This is a genomic window from Paenibacillus sp. UNC217MF (assembly GCF_000686865.1).
GTDB lineage: Bacteria > Bacillota > Bacilli > Paenibacillales > Paenibacillaceae > Paenibacillus_B > Paenibacillus_B suaedae.
This window is the reverse complement of record NZ_KK366027.1, coordinates 264,575-281,412: the sequence shown is the minus strand read 5'-3', so window position 1 is coordinate 281,412 and position 16,838 is coordinate 264,575. Positions and strand designations below refer to the sequence as shown.

The following is a 16,838-nucleotide window of genomic DNA, read 5'->3' as shown; positions in this document are numbered from 1 at the left end:
ACAATACGATCTATGTTAGATAATCATGTTCTACTTCATTGCTAGATTCATTTCCGCTTGGACGCCTAGCTCCTTATAGGCAAGCAGAATGGCACCGACTACGGGTGGAAATAGTGGATCAACCAAGCGATATTGCTTAACTGGATGCGCTATAAGCATTTCAGATAGTTTGCTGCGCATGTAGGAACTGCAGATGACGCTGCCGATTAGCGCGACATCGATGCTGCGTTCAGCGAAGTTGGAGCCGACAAGCTCAATCCCTAATCGGAGCTGCTCTACAGCGCGGTTGCATACGCTTCTTGCTATACTGCTGCCCTGTTCTGCCGCTGTGGTTACACATGGAGCGAATTGCCCAAAATGCTGATCGCGCTTCATCGTATCTGGCTCAAATCCCCGCCGAGCAAGCTCCTGCAACTGCTCTAAGCTATTCAACTGCCAATGCTGCATCATCTCCGCAATCAGTCCTTTATTCGAATCATCTGGGGGACCTGCAAGTACTTCATACACAGCATCATAGGCAAGATGACGTGCTGCGCTATATGCGTAATGGCGATAATCCAAGTTTCGGGTTCGTGTACCGTATTCATTGATGCCCATAATCATCGTTCCTGTTCCGGCAATGGCAATGATACCTGGTTGATTTTGAAGTGCTCCTGCGTGAGCAACATCGGAGTCATTCAAATGCAGCTTGGGACAGTCAAGCCCCGGTAGGTCAGTAAATGCATGAATCCATACGTCATCTGCTTCTGAGTCATAGCCCGCAAGGCCAGCAACAAGCGCGGCCACAGAGGTTGTATCTCGCCCTGCTATCGCAAGCGCATTCTTAATCGCCGCTTTCACATTCTCAGCTGCGTTCTCGTCTTTATACTTGGATGCACAGCCGCCTTCCGCATACGCAAGCTCATTTCCGTTTAGATCACAGATCATAACTCTTGTATTCGTGCCGCCTCCATCAATGCCGATAACAATATTCCGCTCCATCACAGCAATGACCCCCTAACCAATTATCGAAATCAAACCCATCATCACTCTATTAGCAGCTATCCCTTAATCGTAAGTCATCCATGAAATTCCATTACGTTTCATATTCTTTAAGGATTTCGATAAACCTTCTTTTCCGGAGCAAGTGCAGCAATCTGCATAAGTAATACATAAAAAACTCGGATGATAGCCTCTCTTTGTCTCCAGTGGCGTTCTTCCGGGTTTCTGCTCCATGTAGATGAGTTATTGGTAATTAAAAGAGCAGGTAGTTGGACATGGCTCGAACCTACTGCTATTCGCAAGCTGGTTGTCACTCATGTCTCATGACCCGCTCACGTAGTCTGGATTAGCTGGTCGTAGTTGATTGATAATAGTAATGGTATGGGAAAAGATAGAATTTATTTCTATATTAAAGGAGGAAAACTTATTAATAGGTAGAATATATTCATAAAAGGGGGTGATCATATGAACAAAATAACAAAAATGATGGCGGTTGTTGTGTGCGCTTCTGCATTCCTCGTGGCGTTGCCAAGCCCATCCCATGCAGCCTGGTGCGGCGGAAAAACTTTAATCAGAACCGAAACAAACTGCCTCAATGGAAAAACCTACATCACTAAACACTACATGCAAACCTGCAAGTATGACAACGGCCAATCGGAGACCAAAACATGGACAGAGACAGAAACCCGTAGCGGATGTATTGCCCAGAACTAATTCGGTTCGCTAACAATTAATTTCATTCTTGTACATAAGCGGCTCTAATAATTCGTCCCATACCATGATAATGGTTCATGGTTAGTTGAGGAATTGTAGAGCCGCTTTATACTCCCTATTTTCGCACTATCGCCGTTTCTCCCCTGTGTGAATCTCCTCTACATTATCCAAGATAATTCCATCGCTATACGCCTTTTTGCAGTTACAAGTTGCTATATTTATACCTGGTAGTACCCACATAGCATCTTTGTTTACCATCATTTTTCTACACTGATTCCTTGCCGCCGCTTTACCATACTTCTCCGTACGTACCAACTGTAACAGAGCGGCAGCAGGCTGGCAGCGCCGATCCATGCGCCGAAACCAAAGATGTTCAGATATGCCTCCAACGGCTTGGCAGGATCGCCGTCGTCCATAAGTCCCAATCCTAGCGCGGCACCGAGCACCAAGCCCACGTTACGCGTCAATGCAATCATGCTCCCGAGCGATCCTGCGTCTTCCTTCACCGCATGGCTCATAATGAAGCTGTTATTCGGCGAAGCGATCAGCCCCATTCCCGAACCGATCAAGGCAAGCGTACAAATAATTGCCCACAGCGGCAATACGCCGAATACCCCAGAGAATAGTATGAACCCGCCTGCCATTGCACATATTCCAAGACCCATTAAGCGGCGTGAGCCTATCCGATCAGATAAGTGCCCTGCAACGGGACCGATTACAGCCAAGAGCAGCGGATATGCCAGCATGACATAGCCTGTATCCGCCGTGGATACCGAGGTGGTTCCGGAAATATAAAAAGGCATGAGAACCAATGCAATATTGGCCATCAGGAAAGATGCACAGCTAATGATCAGACCGCAGGCTACGGCTTGAATACGGAACGCCGAGAGCGGCAGAAAAGGCTCTTTCTGCCGGGACTGCCACAGCCAGCCCAAAGGGCAAACAATTAGCAGGACTGCATACAGTAGAAGCATATTCGGAGATCGCCACCCTATCGCGCCTCCGTTCACAATGGCGTATATTCCAATGCTGATGCTGCACATGAACAAAATGGCTCCAATTACGTCCAATGAGGCTTTCCTCGTCTTAATCTTCTGATCAGCAGGGATGAAGCGCAGCGCTAACCCGGTTGCCGCGACCGCCACGGGAACATGAATCAGAAACGCCCATTGCCAGCTCAACCATGCCGCGGTGAAGCTGCCTGCAACCGGTCCCGCCATGCCGCCTAGGGCAACAGCGGTGCTCACAAAACCGAGAGCCCGCCCTCTATGTGTGCCCGGCATATGAAACGTGATAATTGCCATATTTGTCGCTTGGAACATTGCCGTACCTGTCGCTTGCACAACCCGCATGAAGAGGAGCACGGTGAGATTCGGCGAGAGCGCAACCAGAACAGAGCTAATTGTGAATAAGGCTATGCCGCAGTTATGGATGCGGCGATGCCCCCAGCGATCGCCTAACTTGCCCATCAAGGGGAGGAGCGACGTAATAGCGAGGAGATATCCAGTCGTCATCCAATGCACTGTCCCAATATCGGACTGGAACACGGAGACGAATCGGGGAAGCGACACATTCACTACCCCGGCGGTAAAGTGAGACAAGAATGCGCTGAGACAAATCGCCGTCATCATCCATGCCCGTTTTCCGTCAGCTGTTCCTAGTCTTTCGTGTGCAGCAACGCTCAACAGTCTTCCCTCCCCTTCAGCGGAAGAGCGGCTTGCCGGGTATCGAATACCGGCCCCAGTTTCGCGCAAATGGTTCTTTCTACATGTACGTAGCCCTCGATGACAATAAGCTCATTTTTTGCATGCATTCTTATCACCATATCCTGTAAAGTTTATAATTAATATACATTGCGTTATAAAATGCACGCGCAGTATTTTGTGTGCAAAGTATAAAAACCCGACGAATACCCACTCTTTGTCACAAGTGTCTATCTTCCGGGCTTTCATATACTCTAAATCTGGTTATTCCTCTATTTTGGTTTGTGTAACGTATGATTATGAACCGCTGTACAGCGTGATTTTATTTATTATTATCTACAGGAATCGATATTTTCTTCTTATAGGTTTTTATATATTGGTAGCAGTCCACCAGTAGGAATTCTGGTTTATCGGTTGTATTAAACGAATACGTCTGTTCCCACAGAATGTTGCCGTTCTTCAAATCCCATTGTCTTTCTTTCGATATTGACGATACAGGAATAACTTTGCTGCCAGCCTGTATGGACAATGTGTCCGTCTTCAAGTACGTAAATTGTTTTCTCGCAATGACGACATCATGACCTGTAGCCGTTTTGGTAACGCTGCGAATCCAGAACTTTTCATCTCCAATTTGAATGGAGCGATCGGATGGTGATGCAAGCGAGATAGGCTCTTGTATGTTATGATATCCTTCAAAATTGACGAGTTCAAGCTCAATGGACTGAATATTGTCTGTAGGGAATGGATCAAATTTCAGTTCGAAGTCTGGATTACTTCCCCCTCCTCTAGTCCAACTAACTTCTTTTCCATTCACATAGAGCTTGGTTTGGCCTGAAAATCTCGGATATTCCTCTAATTCATAATGTCCCTTCACGATGGTTGAGGTTGGGGAAGCCGTAATGTAGTCATAATGAATGGTTCCTTTATCGACAACGATGGATTCGGAAATATCCTCTTTAATGATACTCTTCATCGCTTTGTTCGCTTCAAAATCGAAGGAGATGGGATAGGATATCTTCTCCCCATTGTCCAGCCACTCAGTGAATGTAAGGGTTAATGTACGAGAAAATGGACTGACTGGTTCGAACTCATAATTTCCCACGAACTGGCTTTTGTTTTTTCCGGGACTTCCGCCCCCCTCAATTGGGCTGGAATCGGTCAAGAACCCTTTCACATGTTCAAAACTATACCGTAGAAAGTCGTGGTCCGTATACTCAGTGCCAGCGGGTCGATCAATTGTATAATATAAGCGGAATACGTTATCGTCCGCAATTACAGCATTTATGGTCAGGACAGTGCCGTCCTTAAGCGTTGTACTTTTGTTTACTTCTTGTGCGACTCCCTGCTTCATCACATCCGCAATGCTGTTGAAGTTGATGCCGCCAAATAACTTGCCCCCATAATATGCTAAGGCCGGGTACTCATATACACCAACCATAAGAATGAGTGCTGCCGCTGCCGATGCAACCCATGCGCGAGTCTTATTCTTGTTCGTTTTCTTGACTGGAACAGGTTGAAGCGCATCTCGAAGTCTGCCCTCAAGGCATGACGGAGCCTGAATTTGATTCAAGGTTTCTTTATGCTCCTGTAACTTTTCCTCGATCGTTGTCATAACGATCACCTCCGATCATCACTTTTAGTTTTTGTATGCCCTGTGAGATTCTTGATTTGATCGTTCCAAGTGGCGCTCCGGTCATATCGGCAATGGTCTGATACGGAAGATCATGAACATAGCGAAGCTCGATTGCTTCCCGCTGCTGTGCATTCAGATGGGATAGCAGCACCTGAATGTCCATTTCGGACTCGGTATCACGATAAGGATTATCATCTGTTAATGCAGCTAGTGATGGCTCTTGCTCGTCTTCCAGTGGTACGAACCGATCCTTTTTGCGAAGTAATGTTTTGCAGCGATTGACGAGAATCGTCTTGCTCCAACTGTAGAACGCTTCGCTATTCTGCAATTGCTCAATCTTCTCATATAGTACGACTATCATATCTTCCATTGCATCCATCGCATCATGCTCATTGCCCATGTATGTATAAGCAAGTCGGTAATAAGCGTCCTTATCGGCCATAATGAGCTGTAATAATGCTTCTTTGTTGCCTTTTTTGGCTTGTTTGACAAGATGGCTTACTCTCATGTTCACTCCCCTTTTCATAGATAAGAGATCGCGGGGATCAGAAAAGTTCATTTTATATAAAAATTATACATAAACGTCAAATAGCCCACACCTTGTTACACAGATGAGGGCTCTAATAATCGTTTGATTTCACTGTAGATTGCTGCACTAGCCTTGGTGCCGCGTGACGTTCTGACGAACAATACTCTTGGTTCCCAATAAAACCGCAAACAAAATCTAAGAGTTCTGCTATAAAGTCTTGTTGCCACTCATTTTTTAAATTTTGATGTGTTGCTAAGAGGCGGTTATATACCATTTTTTCATCCAAGCCGCTATCATGCAGCATAACTAGATAATCGTATCCGCGCTTAACTAAAGGGTAATAATCTACATCATTCAATAGCAACGGCAATTTTTCAATTTCATTGAAAATCTGTTCATAATTACTCGGATGTTTATCTGTTATAATCCTCTCCTTCTGTTTAAGGATCAACGCACATTTGACAGGTTCGTTTTAACCGATAATTCAGTTTACAGAGTCAGGAGAAATGATTTCCCACTTGCCAAACAGTGTTAAACCTGCGGCTTTAGCCAAGGACGTAGACGCATAGTTATCAAGCTGGCATCTGTATTGGGGTTCGTACCCTTGTGTGTAGGCGAACTTGCTAATGGAGCGCACTACTTTGCGGGCATGGCCCCTCCCTCGATAATCATTCAGCGTGAGCACTCCGGTATCCGCTATATGCGAATTCAGCCATGGGTACATGCTGGCGGCACTCACTAAGCGGTTATGCTCAAACGAGCCAAACACAGCCCAGTGATCCAATTCCACATAAGCGTCATCCAAGTCTTGTTCCGAGGCAGAGGCTTGGAATTCGGAAAATACAGCATGGTCTTGCTCTGTCAATTGCCGCAAATCACCGTCCACGGCTTCTTGCATCAATGAGTTCTTATCGGCTTCTGTAAAATAGAAGAGATAATCTGCCCCATGCAGCGTAACCCCTGCTTCATTTAATTTTTGTCTCAAGGTGGCTTCAGTCAGTTCTGCTTGCTGAGTAAGGCCCGCCTTATCAGCCATTGCCGGCGTCAGAACCGCCATTACCTTCCCGTCGGTCATTGCCAATACCATAACCCGGTTGTCATCGCTCAGGTCAGGGTTGATGGTGAGTGTAAAGACTTCATCGTGATAAAGGACTTCCCCGTTTCCGAATTGCCCCTGCCAAAAGGCAGCAATCATCTCTGAAAATCTAGGCATGCTTGTCGTTTGGAGTGGTTGGTTTTGTTGATTTGGCATCTTGATCAGTACCCTTTTCTTTAGACTTTTCTCTACTCATTCGCATGTGCTTCCAGATATAAGAAGCCCTATACCAAACTGTAAATGAAAAGATTTGCTTTTACTATGTTGAATACTCCTATATTTATTTTCTGCACATTCACTTGCTTCTGAATGATTCAAAATCCCATAAGATCCTTCACATGTTCCGCATTTTTTTTAGATGTTAGTTTTTCGAGTAATAGAAATGCAACAGCAAAAGCTGTACCTGGATTTGAAGATGTAATAATATTTCCATCCTGAACAATTAAATCATGTTGCACATCTGCGCCGAAATTCTTTAACTGCTCTTTTCGTTTACTCGTTGAATGATTGTATGTGGTCGCTTTTTTTTCTTTAAGAATCCCGCTTTTGCCCAGTGCTAATGATGCAACACAGATACTAGCAATCGGTTTCTGATTGGAATAAAAATGTTGAATGATATGTAAAAATGGCGCACTGAAGGCATCTTCGTAAAATCCAGCTTCTTCAAATCCTCCTGGAATAGCGAGTGCATCAAACTCATCTAGTTGAATTTCATTGACCGTTTTTTCAGGGATAATAGTAAAATTCCATGTACAGGTTAATTTATTCCGGAGACCTACGGTTACGACCTCAGTTGACCCATCTCCCTCCCATTTATTCCAACCTAGCACATCTGTAAATACACTAGCTTCTACTGCTTCAAATCCGTTAGCTAATAATAATAATATCTTTTTCATGTTCTAAATCCCCTCCATATCCTTATTTTATAAAAATATAGAAGACTCATGAACAGGCTAGAAAAGGATATTTTATTGTTTGGCTTTAATTTATTAATTATTTTGGTTATTCTATATTATAAAAAAAGGTTGGATATGTTATGGATCAAATTGATAAAAACATCGTGAGAATATTACAGTCGAATGCGAAAATTTCCATGAAAGATTTGGCAGAAGCTGTTCATTTATCTTCTCCATCAGTCACTGAGCGGGTACGAAAGTTAGAGGAGCAACAAATTATTGAGGGTTACCATGCACGCGTTTCTCTAAAAAAAATGAACCGTCCAATCTCTGCACTTATATTGTTTGAATCGAAGGATTGTAAATCGTTAGCAAGCTTTTGTCGTAACCATCCAGATGTACTTGAGTGTCACCGGGTAGCAGGGGAAATTAGCTATATTGTCAAAATAGCAACGTATTCTGTAGAGAGTTTAGAAAAATTCATTGATGATTCAATGCAGTATGGTACGCCCTCAACAAATATCGTGTTATCTTCTTATGAACAAAAAGTAATCGACCCTTTTACTAGTGAAGAATTAAAATAATCAACAGGTCAAAAGGAGGAACGCTCGGATGAATTGGGCGTCTGTATTCGAAGTGTGCTACCAGAAATATCCCGGTTTGACGGAGCAAGAAGTGGAACATTTTATTAGTCATTGGAACAACCCTCTATCTGAGGAGGAGATTGCGGAAATACGAGAAAGGCAGCGCAATCCCTTCCCTGTAACCGATCCTTTACATAAGCTATACCACCCGTTCGATCCGGCAAAATGGTCTATTCCGAACAAGTGTCTTCCCGCCGCTTATCTTGATTTACTGCGTTATTCCAATGGCGGTGAATTCGGAAATGGTGCTCGGCATTTTCAGTTTTTCAGTGCTGATGAGTTACGAGCGATGATGCTGGCCTATGAATTTCCCGAGTACATGCCAGAGGCGATCCCCTTTGCTATGGATGGCTGCGGGATTCATTATGCTTGGGATATGCGCAGCATCTCAGAAGAAAATGAATATCCCATTCTTGTGTCTCACTCGGGAAATTTAGGCTATGCGGACAGCGCACAAGTTGCTTCAACGTTCTTAGAGCTATGTACGGGAACAATCTCGGCTGAAGATTTACTTTACGGTAATGATGAATGATTGCAGGAAGACCATTCGATTTGTTTTACGCAAATGAAGGCTTGAACGTCAAGATGAAGCGCCAGCGATATTGGACTGTGTGTTTTCTTTTTCAGGACGACGTTATAAGGAAAATGACCTCTAAATTCCACAATATCGTGGTGGCTTTAGAGGTCATCTTTTTATAAATCATAGTTCTATTCTTTTACGCTTTTACTTCAGATCCACCATACACTTTCACTTCAAGCGGTGCTGTTAAATAAGCCTTAGCTTTTGCAACAAAAGAAGTGAAATGTTCACTTGAATTGTGTGCTGCCACCGCTTCTTGGTCTTTCCATACTTCCACCATAATATAGACATGTTCTGTTTCTACGCTTTTATAGAAATCATAAGCAATATTTCCGCTTTCCGCTCTAGAAGCTTTCACTAGAGATTGAATCTCTTCAACGTAAGCTTGTTCTTTTTCTGGATTTACACTTGAAACAGCATGAATAATGATCATTTGAATCCCCCTCTGCTCGTTTATTTTCATTCATAATTCACACAAAAATTTATTTCCACTCTGCTATTGTCTCCACAGGAAGACGTACGGATTGGTATCCTGCACCATCTGCTTTTCCAATGGAAATGAGCATGACCGGAACATAGCGCTCTTTATCCATACCGAAAGCTTCAGCAATCTGATCTTTTTCAAACCCTCCGATTGGACAAGTATCATATCCATGGGCACGAGCTGTTAGCATGAACTGCATCGATACGAGTCCGCCGTCAATTAGCACGGTTTCTTTGTTTACTTCTGGAGACAGATTTGCATAGTAGTTTGTTAATGCTGCCATCTGTTTTTCTTTTACTTCGGTTGGCATATATCCTAATTCTACCGCTTTGTTATAGATCGCTTCCCCATTTTCAAAGCTATTCAGATCCCCGAATACTGCAATCATTGCTGAAGAAGTTTCAACTTGCAGCTGGTTAAAACGAGCGAGAGGTGCTAATGTTGCCTTGCCCTCTTCACTTTCAATGACTAGAAAACGCCATGGCTGCATATTGACAGATGATGGTGCACGAGTAGCATCTTCAATCATTTCTGCCATTTCTTCTTTGCTTATTTTTACGGACGAATCATATTTGCGAATAGAGCGGCGTCCTAACAGTATTTGTTGAAAATCATTGTTCCTTGTTGTGTTAGACATGATGTGATCTACTCCTTAATCTATATAAATGCAAATCCTTTGATCAATCAACAATTGACTAGTCAACAATTGATATGTCAAACAATATATATCAGGTCTAACATTTAGTCAAGTGAATTTCTTGGGGTAAACTCAGACGAATGCTTACTGTCCGCCTTGAAGAATGAGGTTATGTAATCTATAATTGACGCATCAATGATTGATTAATCATCTATAGAGGTGGAAAAACAATGCAAGTGTCTCATCAGGAAATGAAACAAATATTTCTTATGTTCAAGAATATAGAAAGACATGTCACCCAGCACTTTGAGAAACGATTAGGCATTAGCTTAACGAGATATGAAATCTTGTACAAATTACTTGAAATGGGCTTGCTTTCTCAAATCGGTTTACAACAAGAGATGAAGATCGATCAAGCTGCAATAACAAGACATTTAAAAATACTTGAGGGAAAAGGCTTTGTTACCCGCAATCGCAATGAGCAAAATAATCGAGAAGTAATTGTTCAGATTACAGAGGCAGGCAAGGACATTTTAAGGAACTGTGATGTAGATAAAAACCAATTTATCTCTGAATTGTTTGGCGGGTTTTCAGAGCAAGAGGTAAAGCAACTGCAGATTTTAGTGAAAAAGCTTGATCATAACGTAGAAAAATTAATATAAATCATGACATTTTTGCTTTTGATGTCGGGAGCAGTCGTGAACACGATGTTCTCGCAGGACAAAATCAAGTTTACATTATCGGTCTTTTTTACCTTGTCCATTTTATTTTTGTATGCGATCATTACCTATTGGAACGTACGTACTGGAGAAGTACATTCTATAAATTCATGGAGGCAGCAATGAACCAAATACTTATGGATCAATTGAACCAATGGCATGAAGATGATGAACACCAGCGAATTGTGGACACACTGTTAGCCATACCCGAGAATGAACGGGATTATGAAACGATTAGTCGACTGGCCAGAGCTTATAATAACTTGGAACTCTATGAAGAAGCGCTTCAACATTTTGATAACATAGCTGAATCGGGACAGCGCGATCCATTCTGGCACTATCGGGTAGGATTTGCGCTCTTTCATCTAAAGCGCTATGAGGAAGCAGTTCAGGCATTTCGTACCGCTGATCAATTACAGCCTGGTGATGAGGATGTCGAATACTTAATGGAATTAAGTCTTCAAAAAGCAGAAAAACAGCAAAGACAAGAACGACGAATTGCAGCCAAGAAAGAAGCAGCCTTAAAAGCGAGTGGATCTGAAGTAGTAGAGCCTTTTTCAGATATGTCTCTTGATGATTTTTGGGAAGACAGCGAGTATGCGAGAGAAGAATATCAGTCCGAGCCGCCTACGGATGAGCTGATTGCCTCAATCGAGGAGGAATTGGGATATAAGCTCCCCTCCTCTTATATTGCACTTATGCAACACCGCAATGGTGGAGTTCCGATGAACACCCGCTTCCCTACAGAGGACGCTACTTCTTGGGCTGAGGATCATATCGCAATCACAGGAATTCTGGGTATTGGCCGTGAGAAGAGCTATTCGCTCTGCGGGGATCTCGGCAGTCAGTTCATGATTGAGGATTGGGGTTACCCAGACATTGGCGTCGTGATTTGTGATTGTCCATCAGCAGGCCATGATGTGGTCATGCTGGACTACCGAGCCTGCGGTAGAGATGGCGAACCTGAAGTAATTCATGTCGATCAGGAGCAAGATTATGAAATTACGTTCCTAGCCGATAATTTCGAAGAGTTTATTAGAGGTCTGGTGAACGAAGAGGAATATGATACTTCTGAGGAAGATAAGCTAGAAGATCTTCATAGGGTAGCTCATGGCAAATTCTCTCCGTTGCTGGAGGAGCTATGCTCGAACGTAGTTGAAGTCGACCAGATCGAACCGAAAATCCGTCGTATCTGTACATGCATTGTTGAAGAGAAGGGCCATTTTTCCTTTCATGCGGATGAACGTTCGTATTTGATGTATGATTTGCAGTTTTGGTTATATACAAAGTCATATCCAGAGACCAGCCGCGAGCAGTATCTGGGAATCTATGAGAAAATGATCGCCTTCGGCGGCGAGTTCGGTCAAGGCGGCTACGCCCCATCCTTTATTACCGATTGGCTGGATCGCCGCAAAAAGGAAGGACGGATTGTGCAGGTTAATGGACACCTTCGGTTTACTGAGCAATCGATTGAGGAACTAGTTCAGCAGCTGCAAGAAGCCTAACAAGACCGACCAAGCATCAAGCAACCAATCAGAAGAGCCCACGTTCGGACGAGGGCTCTTCTTCTTTTTTAGTAATGGGAGATTCGCTATACAGCGGGAACAAGAATATTTCCTTCTGTGAGAAAAAAATAAAAGACTATTTCAATTCAAAAGCATCGTCAAAAAACGATTTGAAATTGGGATACAAGAATCTCATCGACGCTTTCAGTTGATCGCGCCCTGTCTTTTCTTCATCAAAATCAAATAATATTTCATGGTCAATCTCATAGATTGCATAGTGCTCCTCATCTGGCCCAGTAAGATCCATGCATAAAATGTGACCATACTCGGAATCCCAGGCGAATGGAAGGTAACCCCACTTGCACAGTAGTGGATTATACATATCTTGAATGCGGCGTAACGGCTCATCGACCGGTTGTGCTGGCACGATGTCGAAATAGTGATGATAGGTTGAAATGAATGCTTGATACCATTCCGGAAAGTCCAGCCCGAATTCTTTTTCCAGCGCACAAATGGCGCCATCAGTAACGGTAGAAGGAACTAATCTCCATATCGACCACTCCTCATTAGAGTCAGTTGCCTTCATTTCACCCGGAACATCTGGTTCCATCCATCTACCAAATCCATCCTCCGTTACTTGGTCATATCGGCGATAATAAGCTTCAAACCCTTTTTTGATATAGTCCCGTTTATCCAATACATTTCCTCCTCTCATTAAGTATGTATTCCCAATTGCTCTACGTAGTATCGATGTGCGATTTCAGCGATTTTATCTGGATCTTCCCAAAATCGATTATCCAACTTATCAAGTCTCTCTATCTCTTCCTCAGTAAGGAACTGAGGAATATCCCAGAGTTCTGTAAGGCGCTTGTCTTCTGACAAACGTTCGATACAGGCATATCCGGATTGTATGATGTCGAGTGCATGAATCGCTCCAATCGCTTGTAACGCTCGAATTGCATGGAGATATGCCACTTCTCCCCAATTGCAGAAAAACTGAATAAACCCGCCGTTATATAAGTCAACTTCCAACAGCCACAAGGAAGTGATCTCTTGTTCCTCTGGAGTCAAGGCATCCCAGCCTGAATCATTTTTCTTATCCACAAAGGAAGAGGCAAAATCGAACCAAATGTCGCAGATATCCGTCTTCTCCATTTTGTTTCCCCCTTTAATGTATAGACCTTATAGATCAGAACATCATTTATACGCTTCATTTATACATGGGACGTCGCTGCTTACCTGATCATTTATTAGGTTAATATTTAATAGAATTAACAGTTCGAGAGAGTCAATAGCTGCTCCAGTCTTTCTTTTAGCGGCGACTCTGCTTTTCGTGCCGCTCCCTCCAGCTTCTTCACGCTTCCAAAGATTCGGCACACGACCATCTCACATTGGTAATTCTCTTTGTCTTGCAATGCCTCGATAAGCGCCTCGGCAAGCTCAGGACGGTCGATAGTCAGATTTTTGACCTTCGTCCCCTCGTCAATGCCTCCCAGCAACATGGATACGATTACCGGCATATGCTCTGCCTTGACGCCATGCGCCTCGATAAATGCCTGCGGATAGCCGTCCTGCACCATTTGATGCTCCGTATCCACCATGCCCATATAACGGGATACCAATGGGAAATAATCCTCACTGTACAAGCCGAGGCCTAGTACGGCATAAGTGCCCGGCATAGCCGATTTCTCGCTTGGCTCCACATCGCTGTACCATGCGAACTCCTCCATTGCCGTCTCCGCATATTCTGCAACTTTGGGGAACAATGCCGGATAGCTGAGTGCATTGGCAAAAAATCGATGCAGCTTGGATTTCGCCAGCTTTTTATACGGAAGCACATGCTTTTGGCTGCTTTTCAGCTTAAGGTTATATTCTTTAGGGAAATCCCGCCGCAACAGATCAATGATATAATCGAGCGCTTCACCGTAAGCTGCCTCCTCTTCTGAGAGAATGCGGATGTCGATCGTCTTCGTTACGTCATTGTTGTGAGCTTCTACTTTCTCTCCCCGATAGGTGCTCTCAAATTTACCGCTGCCTATTTTTAAATAATCTGCTGCCCGCTTTGAACCCAATTGCGCCGCAAGTCCCAGATATTTCAGCCGATTATCCGGATCAGTGAAGCCAATCTGTACGGCTGTATAAATAAAGAACTCCAATTCTCCAGCATCCACGGAAGAAGGAATTGCTTCCTCCTTCAACACCCATTCGTTTCGATAATAACCGGTTTGGTTAAAATGCTGCGGTAAAAAGTGATCTTCCGCCCAACGTTTGAAGGTATAAGTATATCGGCTGATCCATTCTTTTTTGCGTTCCTGGTTCTCCTTCAGCTTGTTATTGAGTAGTCGGATCAATGGCTCGATCTCATCTACTTCCTGCTTCATTAAATCAGGATTGACCAAATGTTTGGCAAAAAAGAAATAGTCATCCTTGGCTGGTTGCGCCAGTGGATCAGATAAAACCTTTGTTTGAATAAATTGCTCTAGAGTCTTTTTCAGTTGATCTAACTTTGGCTCATTGATGAACTGTTGGTTACGCGATAACTTTGAATTTTCCCATTCAAAATCCAATACAACCTCAAACTTGTAATCAAAGAAACGTGCACCCAACTCCTCAGAGAGGAACAGTCGCTCTACTCGCTCGCACAAGGCAGGAAAGAACTCCTCAATGAGCAACTCATTGGTCAACTCTGTTATGTAGGCGCCAGCTTCCACTTTATACGAGCTGTCGCTCCAAGATAATGGCTCGTAAATATCGATATGGATGCTTCCATTTGCCCATGTAAACTTGCCTTTTCTCCACGCTACTTTCAGATAATTGTAGACCCCAGCCTGTAAACTTCTTTTATCCTTAAACTCGCTTATCCTTTTGCTTTCTTTTGCGTAAATCGATGTGACTTCCTCCCACACATCATTCAGAAAAGCTTCTACAGCGTGATTCAACGGTGTCTCCTCCTGATTAAAAAGTGATTATGCTTTCAGCATTTATGAATCAGCTCTGCTGATATAATGTAGCCGTCATCCTATCCTCTGTACAAATAAACATATAGAAAATGCCTTCACCATACTTATCGAAATCAGCCCAGTCCAGCTGACCGATAAACCGCATTCTTTGGGCGCAGCAAGGACAATGTGGGAAGTCGGCATCCTGCACCCAACTTGGATGACCTCCGATTTGCGAATCTTGCTGTGTTAATGTCCAAGTCGCAGCATAGTACGGAGAGTGCGGCTCGGATGATAGAGTAAGCTTAATTTCTTCAACAGCAACGTTGCTGTCCTCGTCATCCCAATTAGGCAAATAATCGGGCTTCTGATTAAACCGGCTCCAGACCGGTTCTCCCTGTTGATCGAGCTCCATGTAAATCGTGCTGAAACCTCCACAGTGTTCGCATGTTGCCACTTGCAGGCGTTCCATCGGCAGGCCGAGATACGCCAAGGATGGATGAGTGGTGTCCGCGTCCATCAAGATAGTGAGCTTCCTCTTGCACCATGGACAATTGGAATTGCTCGACTTTAGGAAGTGCGCAGCAGACGTTTCTGCTACTGAAAGTATCGGCTGTTCCTCCGTTAACCGAATCGCATAGCATCGCTCACTGATCAAATCTCGTTTTTTTTCGTTCGATGCAAGCTCCCAGCCCCCCTCTAGAGCATACACGTCGGGATTGACGAATAACTGTCCCGCCCATTTCGGCGGATGCAGCCGCCATTCCTCAAATTGTCTCACAACCTCAGCGTCACCGATCCAGCTCAGTATGATCAGAATATGATTGCGGTTGTCGTCGTCCCATTCTACTTGCTGGAGGAATCGCTCCCGGATTTCAGGCGGCGCATCCTTGAATAAGATCGAGGGATAATACATGTCACGCTCTATAAGCTTGGGCAGAACTTTTGAAATATCATCATTCCGGTAACATACGAGAGATAGTAGAATTTGTTCCGCTTCATCCTCATTCCCTGCATCCAGTAGCTCCACCGCAAACTTCAGCATTTGCTCCGCCTCAGCAGCCGTCAAGGATACATAGATGTGTTCCTTGCTATGCGGGTAATCGACATATTGAATTAGCGGGCTATACGTTCTTTGTGCATGCATAACCTTCAAAATGTCTACTAGGTTCGTTAAGCCTTCATATAAATTCACCGTTTTACGATGCTGCTCAATATACGCTTGCTGTTCCTGACGTACCTGTTCCTGTTGGCAGGGCATGCAGATACCGCCTGTTTTAGCCGCCGTAGCCGGCAGGATCGTCGAGCTGCAGCCTTCCGTTTTGCATGGAATGCGTTCTGCCATAGTTGAGTACCCTCCACATGTTGTTCTATTATTCATCGATCTCGAACCGATTCATTTCGGAAACTGCCCTTGAAGATAGGAATTCCAGAGTCTACTAACAAATGCATTGGCGAGCTTGCTATCGAAAGCCTTAGCAATGAGACCGAGGTCGTCAGACACATAACTAGCCAGCTCGGAATTTTGCGTGAGCCGAAACGTTTGCTTGAACGCATATTCTCTAATATCTCGAATTGTCGCACTTTCAGTGGGGTCTTTCTTATGTATGGTTTCGTAGCTGGAGTTCCATGCCGCATCGAATGCAGTTGATTCTCTAGCGTCTAGTTGTGCGTCCCAGTCCCCTTCTTTTTCAAAAACACGTTCGAAGAAACCGTCAGCACGAATCATAGTTAAGATTTCATTTGGTGTTATCAAAGCACTCTCGCCTCTTTCATCT

Annotated in this window: 18 protein-coding genes; 5 read left to right on the top strand and 13 right to left on the bottom strand. The window is 44.0% G+C overall.

Going from position 1 to position 16,838, the window contains the following annotated elements; translation table 11 throughout:
- Positions 1-30: 30 nt before the first annotated feature.
- Positions 31-981 (bottom strand): BadF/BadG/BcrA/BcrD ATPase family protein, encoded by a 951-nt coding sequence (locus tag BP95_RS0117330; RefSeq protein WP_036667250.1) that lies wholly within the window; start codon positions 979-981, stop codon positions 31-33.
- A 465-nt stretch (positions 982-1,446) separates the two neighbouring features.
- On the opposite strand from BP95_RS0117330, the gene BP95_RS0117325 reads away from it, so the two are divergent.
- Entirely contained in the window at positions 1,447-1,695 is a 249-nt protein-coding gene (locus BP95_RS0117325) for a hypothetical protein (protein WP_021255691.1), read from the top strand.
- A gap of 257 nt (positions 1,696-1,952) precedes the next feature.
- On the opposite strand, the gene BP95_RS0117315 is transcribed toward BP95_RS0117325, so the two are convergent.
- The 5 genes from BP95_RS0117315 to BP95_RS0117285 form a co-directional block, all read right to left on the bottom strand.
- Positions 1,953-3,326: an MFS transporter gene (locus BP95_RS0117315; RefSeq protein ID WP_036667360.1), complete on the bottom strand. Its 1,374-nt coding sequence runs from the start codon at positions 3,324-3,326 to the stop codon at positions 1,953-1,955.
- Positions 3,327-3,720: 394 nt separating this feature from the next.
- Complete coding sequence (locus BP95_RS0117305) at positions 3,721-5,010, bottom strand: DUF4179 domain-containing protein (protein ID WP_028532834.1); 1,290 nt, start codon at positions 5,008-5,010, stop codon at positions 3,721-3,723.
- On the bottom strand, positions 4,976-5,539 hold the full coding sequence (locus BP95_RS0117300; RefSeq protein WP_028532833.1) for a sigma-70 family RNA polymerase sigma factor: 564 nt from the start codon (positions 5,537-5,539) through the stop codon (positions 4,976-4,978). Before BP95_RS0117300 ends, BP95_RS0117305 begins: the two co-directional genes overlap by 35 nt.
- Before the next feature lie 505 nt (positions 5,540-6,044).
- The gene (locus tag BP95_RS0117290; protein WP_197035302.1) at positions 6,045-6,812 is read right to left on the bottom strand and encodes a GNAT family N-acetyltransferase; all 768 of its coding nucleotides are present in this window, start codon (positions 6,810-6,812) and stop codon (positions 6,045-6,047) included.
- 158 nt (positions 6,813-6,970) lie between these two features.
- Positions 6,971-7,552, bottom strand: coding sequence for a DJ-1/PfpI family protein (locus BP95_RS0117285; RefSeq protein WP_021255685.1), 582 nt, complete (start codon positions 7,550-7,552; stop codon positions 6,971-6,973).
- Between the two features lie 140 nt (positions 7,553-7,692).
- On the opposite strand from BP95_RS0117285, the gene BP95_RS0117280 reads away from it, so the two are divergent.
- Both BP95_RS0117280 and BP95_RS0117275 read left to right on the top strand, forming a co-directional pair.
- Positions 7,693-8,136: an Lrp/AsnC family transcriptional regulator gene (locus BP95_RS0117280; protein ID WP_028532830.1), complete on the top strand. Its 444-nt coding sequence runs from the start codon at positions 7,693-7,695 to the stop codon at positions 8,134-8,136.
- 28 nt (positions 8,137-8,164) lie between these two features.
- Complete coding sequence (locus tag BP95_RS0117275) at positions 8,165-8,728, top strand: SMI1/KNR4 family protein (RefSeq protein ID WP_021255683.1); 564 nt, start codon at positions 8,165-8,167, stop codon at positions 8,726-8,728.
- A 184-nt stretch (positions 8,729-8,912) separates the two neighbouring features.
- On the opposite strand, the gene BP95_RS0117265 is transcribed toward BP95_RS0117275, so the two are convergent.
- Together BP95_RS0117265 and BP95_RS0117260 are read right to left on the bottom strand one after the other, a co-directional pair.
- The gene (locus BP95_RS0117265; protein ID WP_021255682.1) at positions 8,913-9,209 is read right to left on the bottom strand and encodes a putative quinol monooxygenase; all 297 of its coding nucleotides are present in this window, start codon (positions 9,207-9,209) and stop codon (positions 8,913-8,915) included.
- 49 nt (positions 9,210-9,258) lie between these two features.
- A complete protein-coding gene (locus BP95_RS0117260; protein WP_028532828.1) occupies positions 9,259-9,897 on the bottom strand; it encodes a nitroreductase family protein in 639 nt (212 codons plus the stop codon).
- 230 nt (positions 9,898-10,127) lie between these two features.
- Here BP95_RS0117260 and BP95_RS0117255 point away from each other — a divergent pair, with 230 nt between their 5' ends.
- The gene (locus BP95_RS0117255) at positions 10,128-10,559 is read left to right on the top strand and encodes a MarR family winged helix-turn-helix transcriptional regulator (protein ID WP_036667249.1); all 432 of its coding nucleotides are present in this window, start codon (positions 10,128-10,130) and stop codon (positions 10,557-10,559) included.
- Positions 10,560-10,738: 179 nt separating this feature from the next.
- Positions 10,739-12,121, top strand: coding sequence for an SMI1/KNR4 family protein (locus BP95_RS0117250; protein WP_028532826.1), 1,383 nt, complete (start codon positions 10,739-10,741; stop codon positions 12,119-12,121).
- 136 nt (positions 12,122-12,257) lie between these two features.
- Here BP95_RS0117250 and BP95_RS0117245 read toward each other — a convergent pair whose 3' ends face one another.
- The 5 genes from BP95_RS0117245 to BP95_RS0117225 all read right to left on the bottom strand — a co-directional run bounded on the left by BP95_RS0117245 (position 12,258) and on the right by BP95_RS0117225 (position 16,816).
- On the bottom strand, positions 12,258-12,818 hold the full coding sequence (locus BP95_RS0117245) for an SMI1/KNR4 family protein (protein WP_028532825.1): 561 nt from the start codon (positions 12,816-12,818) through the stop codon (positions 12,258-12,260).
- 17 nt (positions 12,819-12,835) lie between these two features.
- Positions 12,836-13,276 (bottom strand): DMP19 family protein, encoded by a 441-nt coding sequence (locus BP95_RS0117240; protein ID WP_021262872.1) that lies wholly within the window; start codon positions 13,274-13,276, stop codon positions 12,836-12,838.
- Between the two features lie 116 nt (positions 13,277-13,392).
- Positions 13,393-15,060: a DUF6138 family protein gene (locus BP95_RS0117235; RefSeq protein WP_028532824.1), complete on the bottom strand. Its 1,668-nt coding sequence runs from the start codon at positions 15,058-15,060 to the stop codon at positions 13,393-13,395.
- Positions 15,061-15,109: 49 nt separating this feature from the next.
- Positions 15,110-16,405 carry a hypothetical protein gene (locus tag BP95_RS0117230; RefSeq protein ID WP_028532823.1) on the bottom strand — a complete coding sequence of 432 codons (1,296 nt, stop codon included), beginning with the start codon at positions 16,403-16,405 and terminating at the stop codon, positions 15,110-15,112.
- A 51-nt stretch (positions 16,406-16,456) separates the two neighbouring features.
- Positions 16,457-16,816: a hypothetical protein gene (locus BP95_RS0117225; protein ID WP_021255673.1), complete on the bottom strand. Its 360-nt coding sequence runs from the start codon at positions 16,814-16,816 to the stop codon at positions 16,457-16,459.
- Between the last annotated feature and the right edge of the window lie 22 nt (positions 16,817-16,838).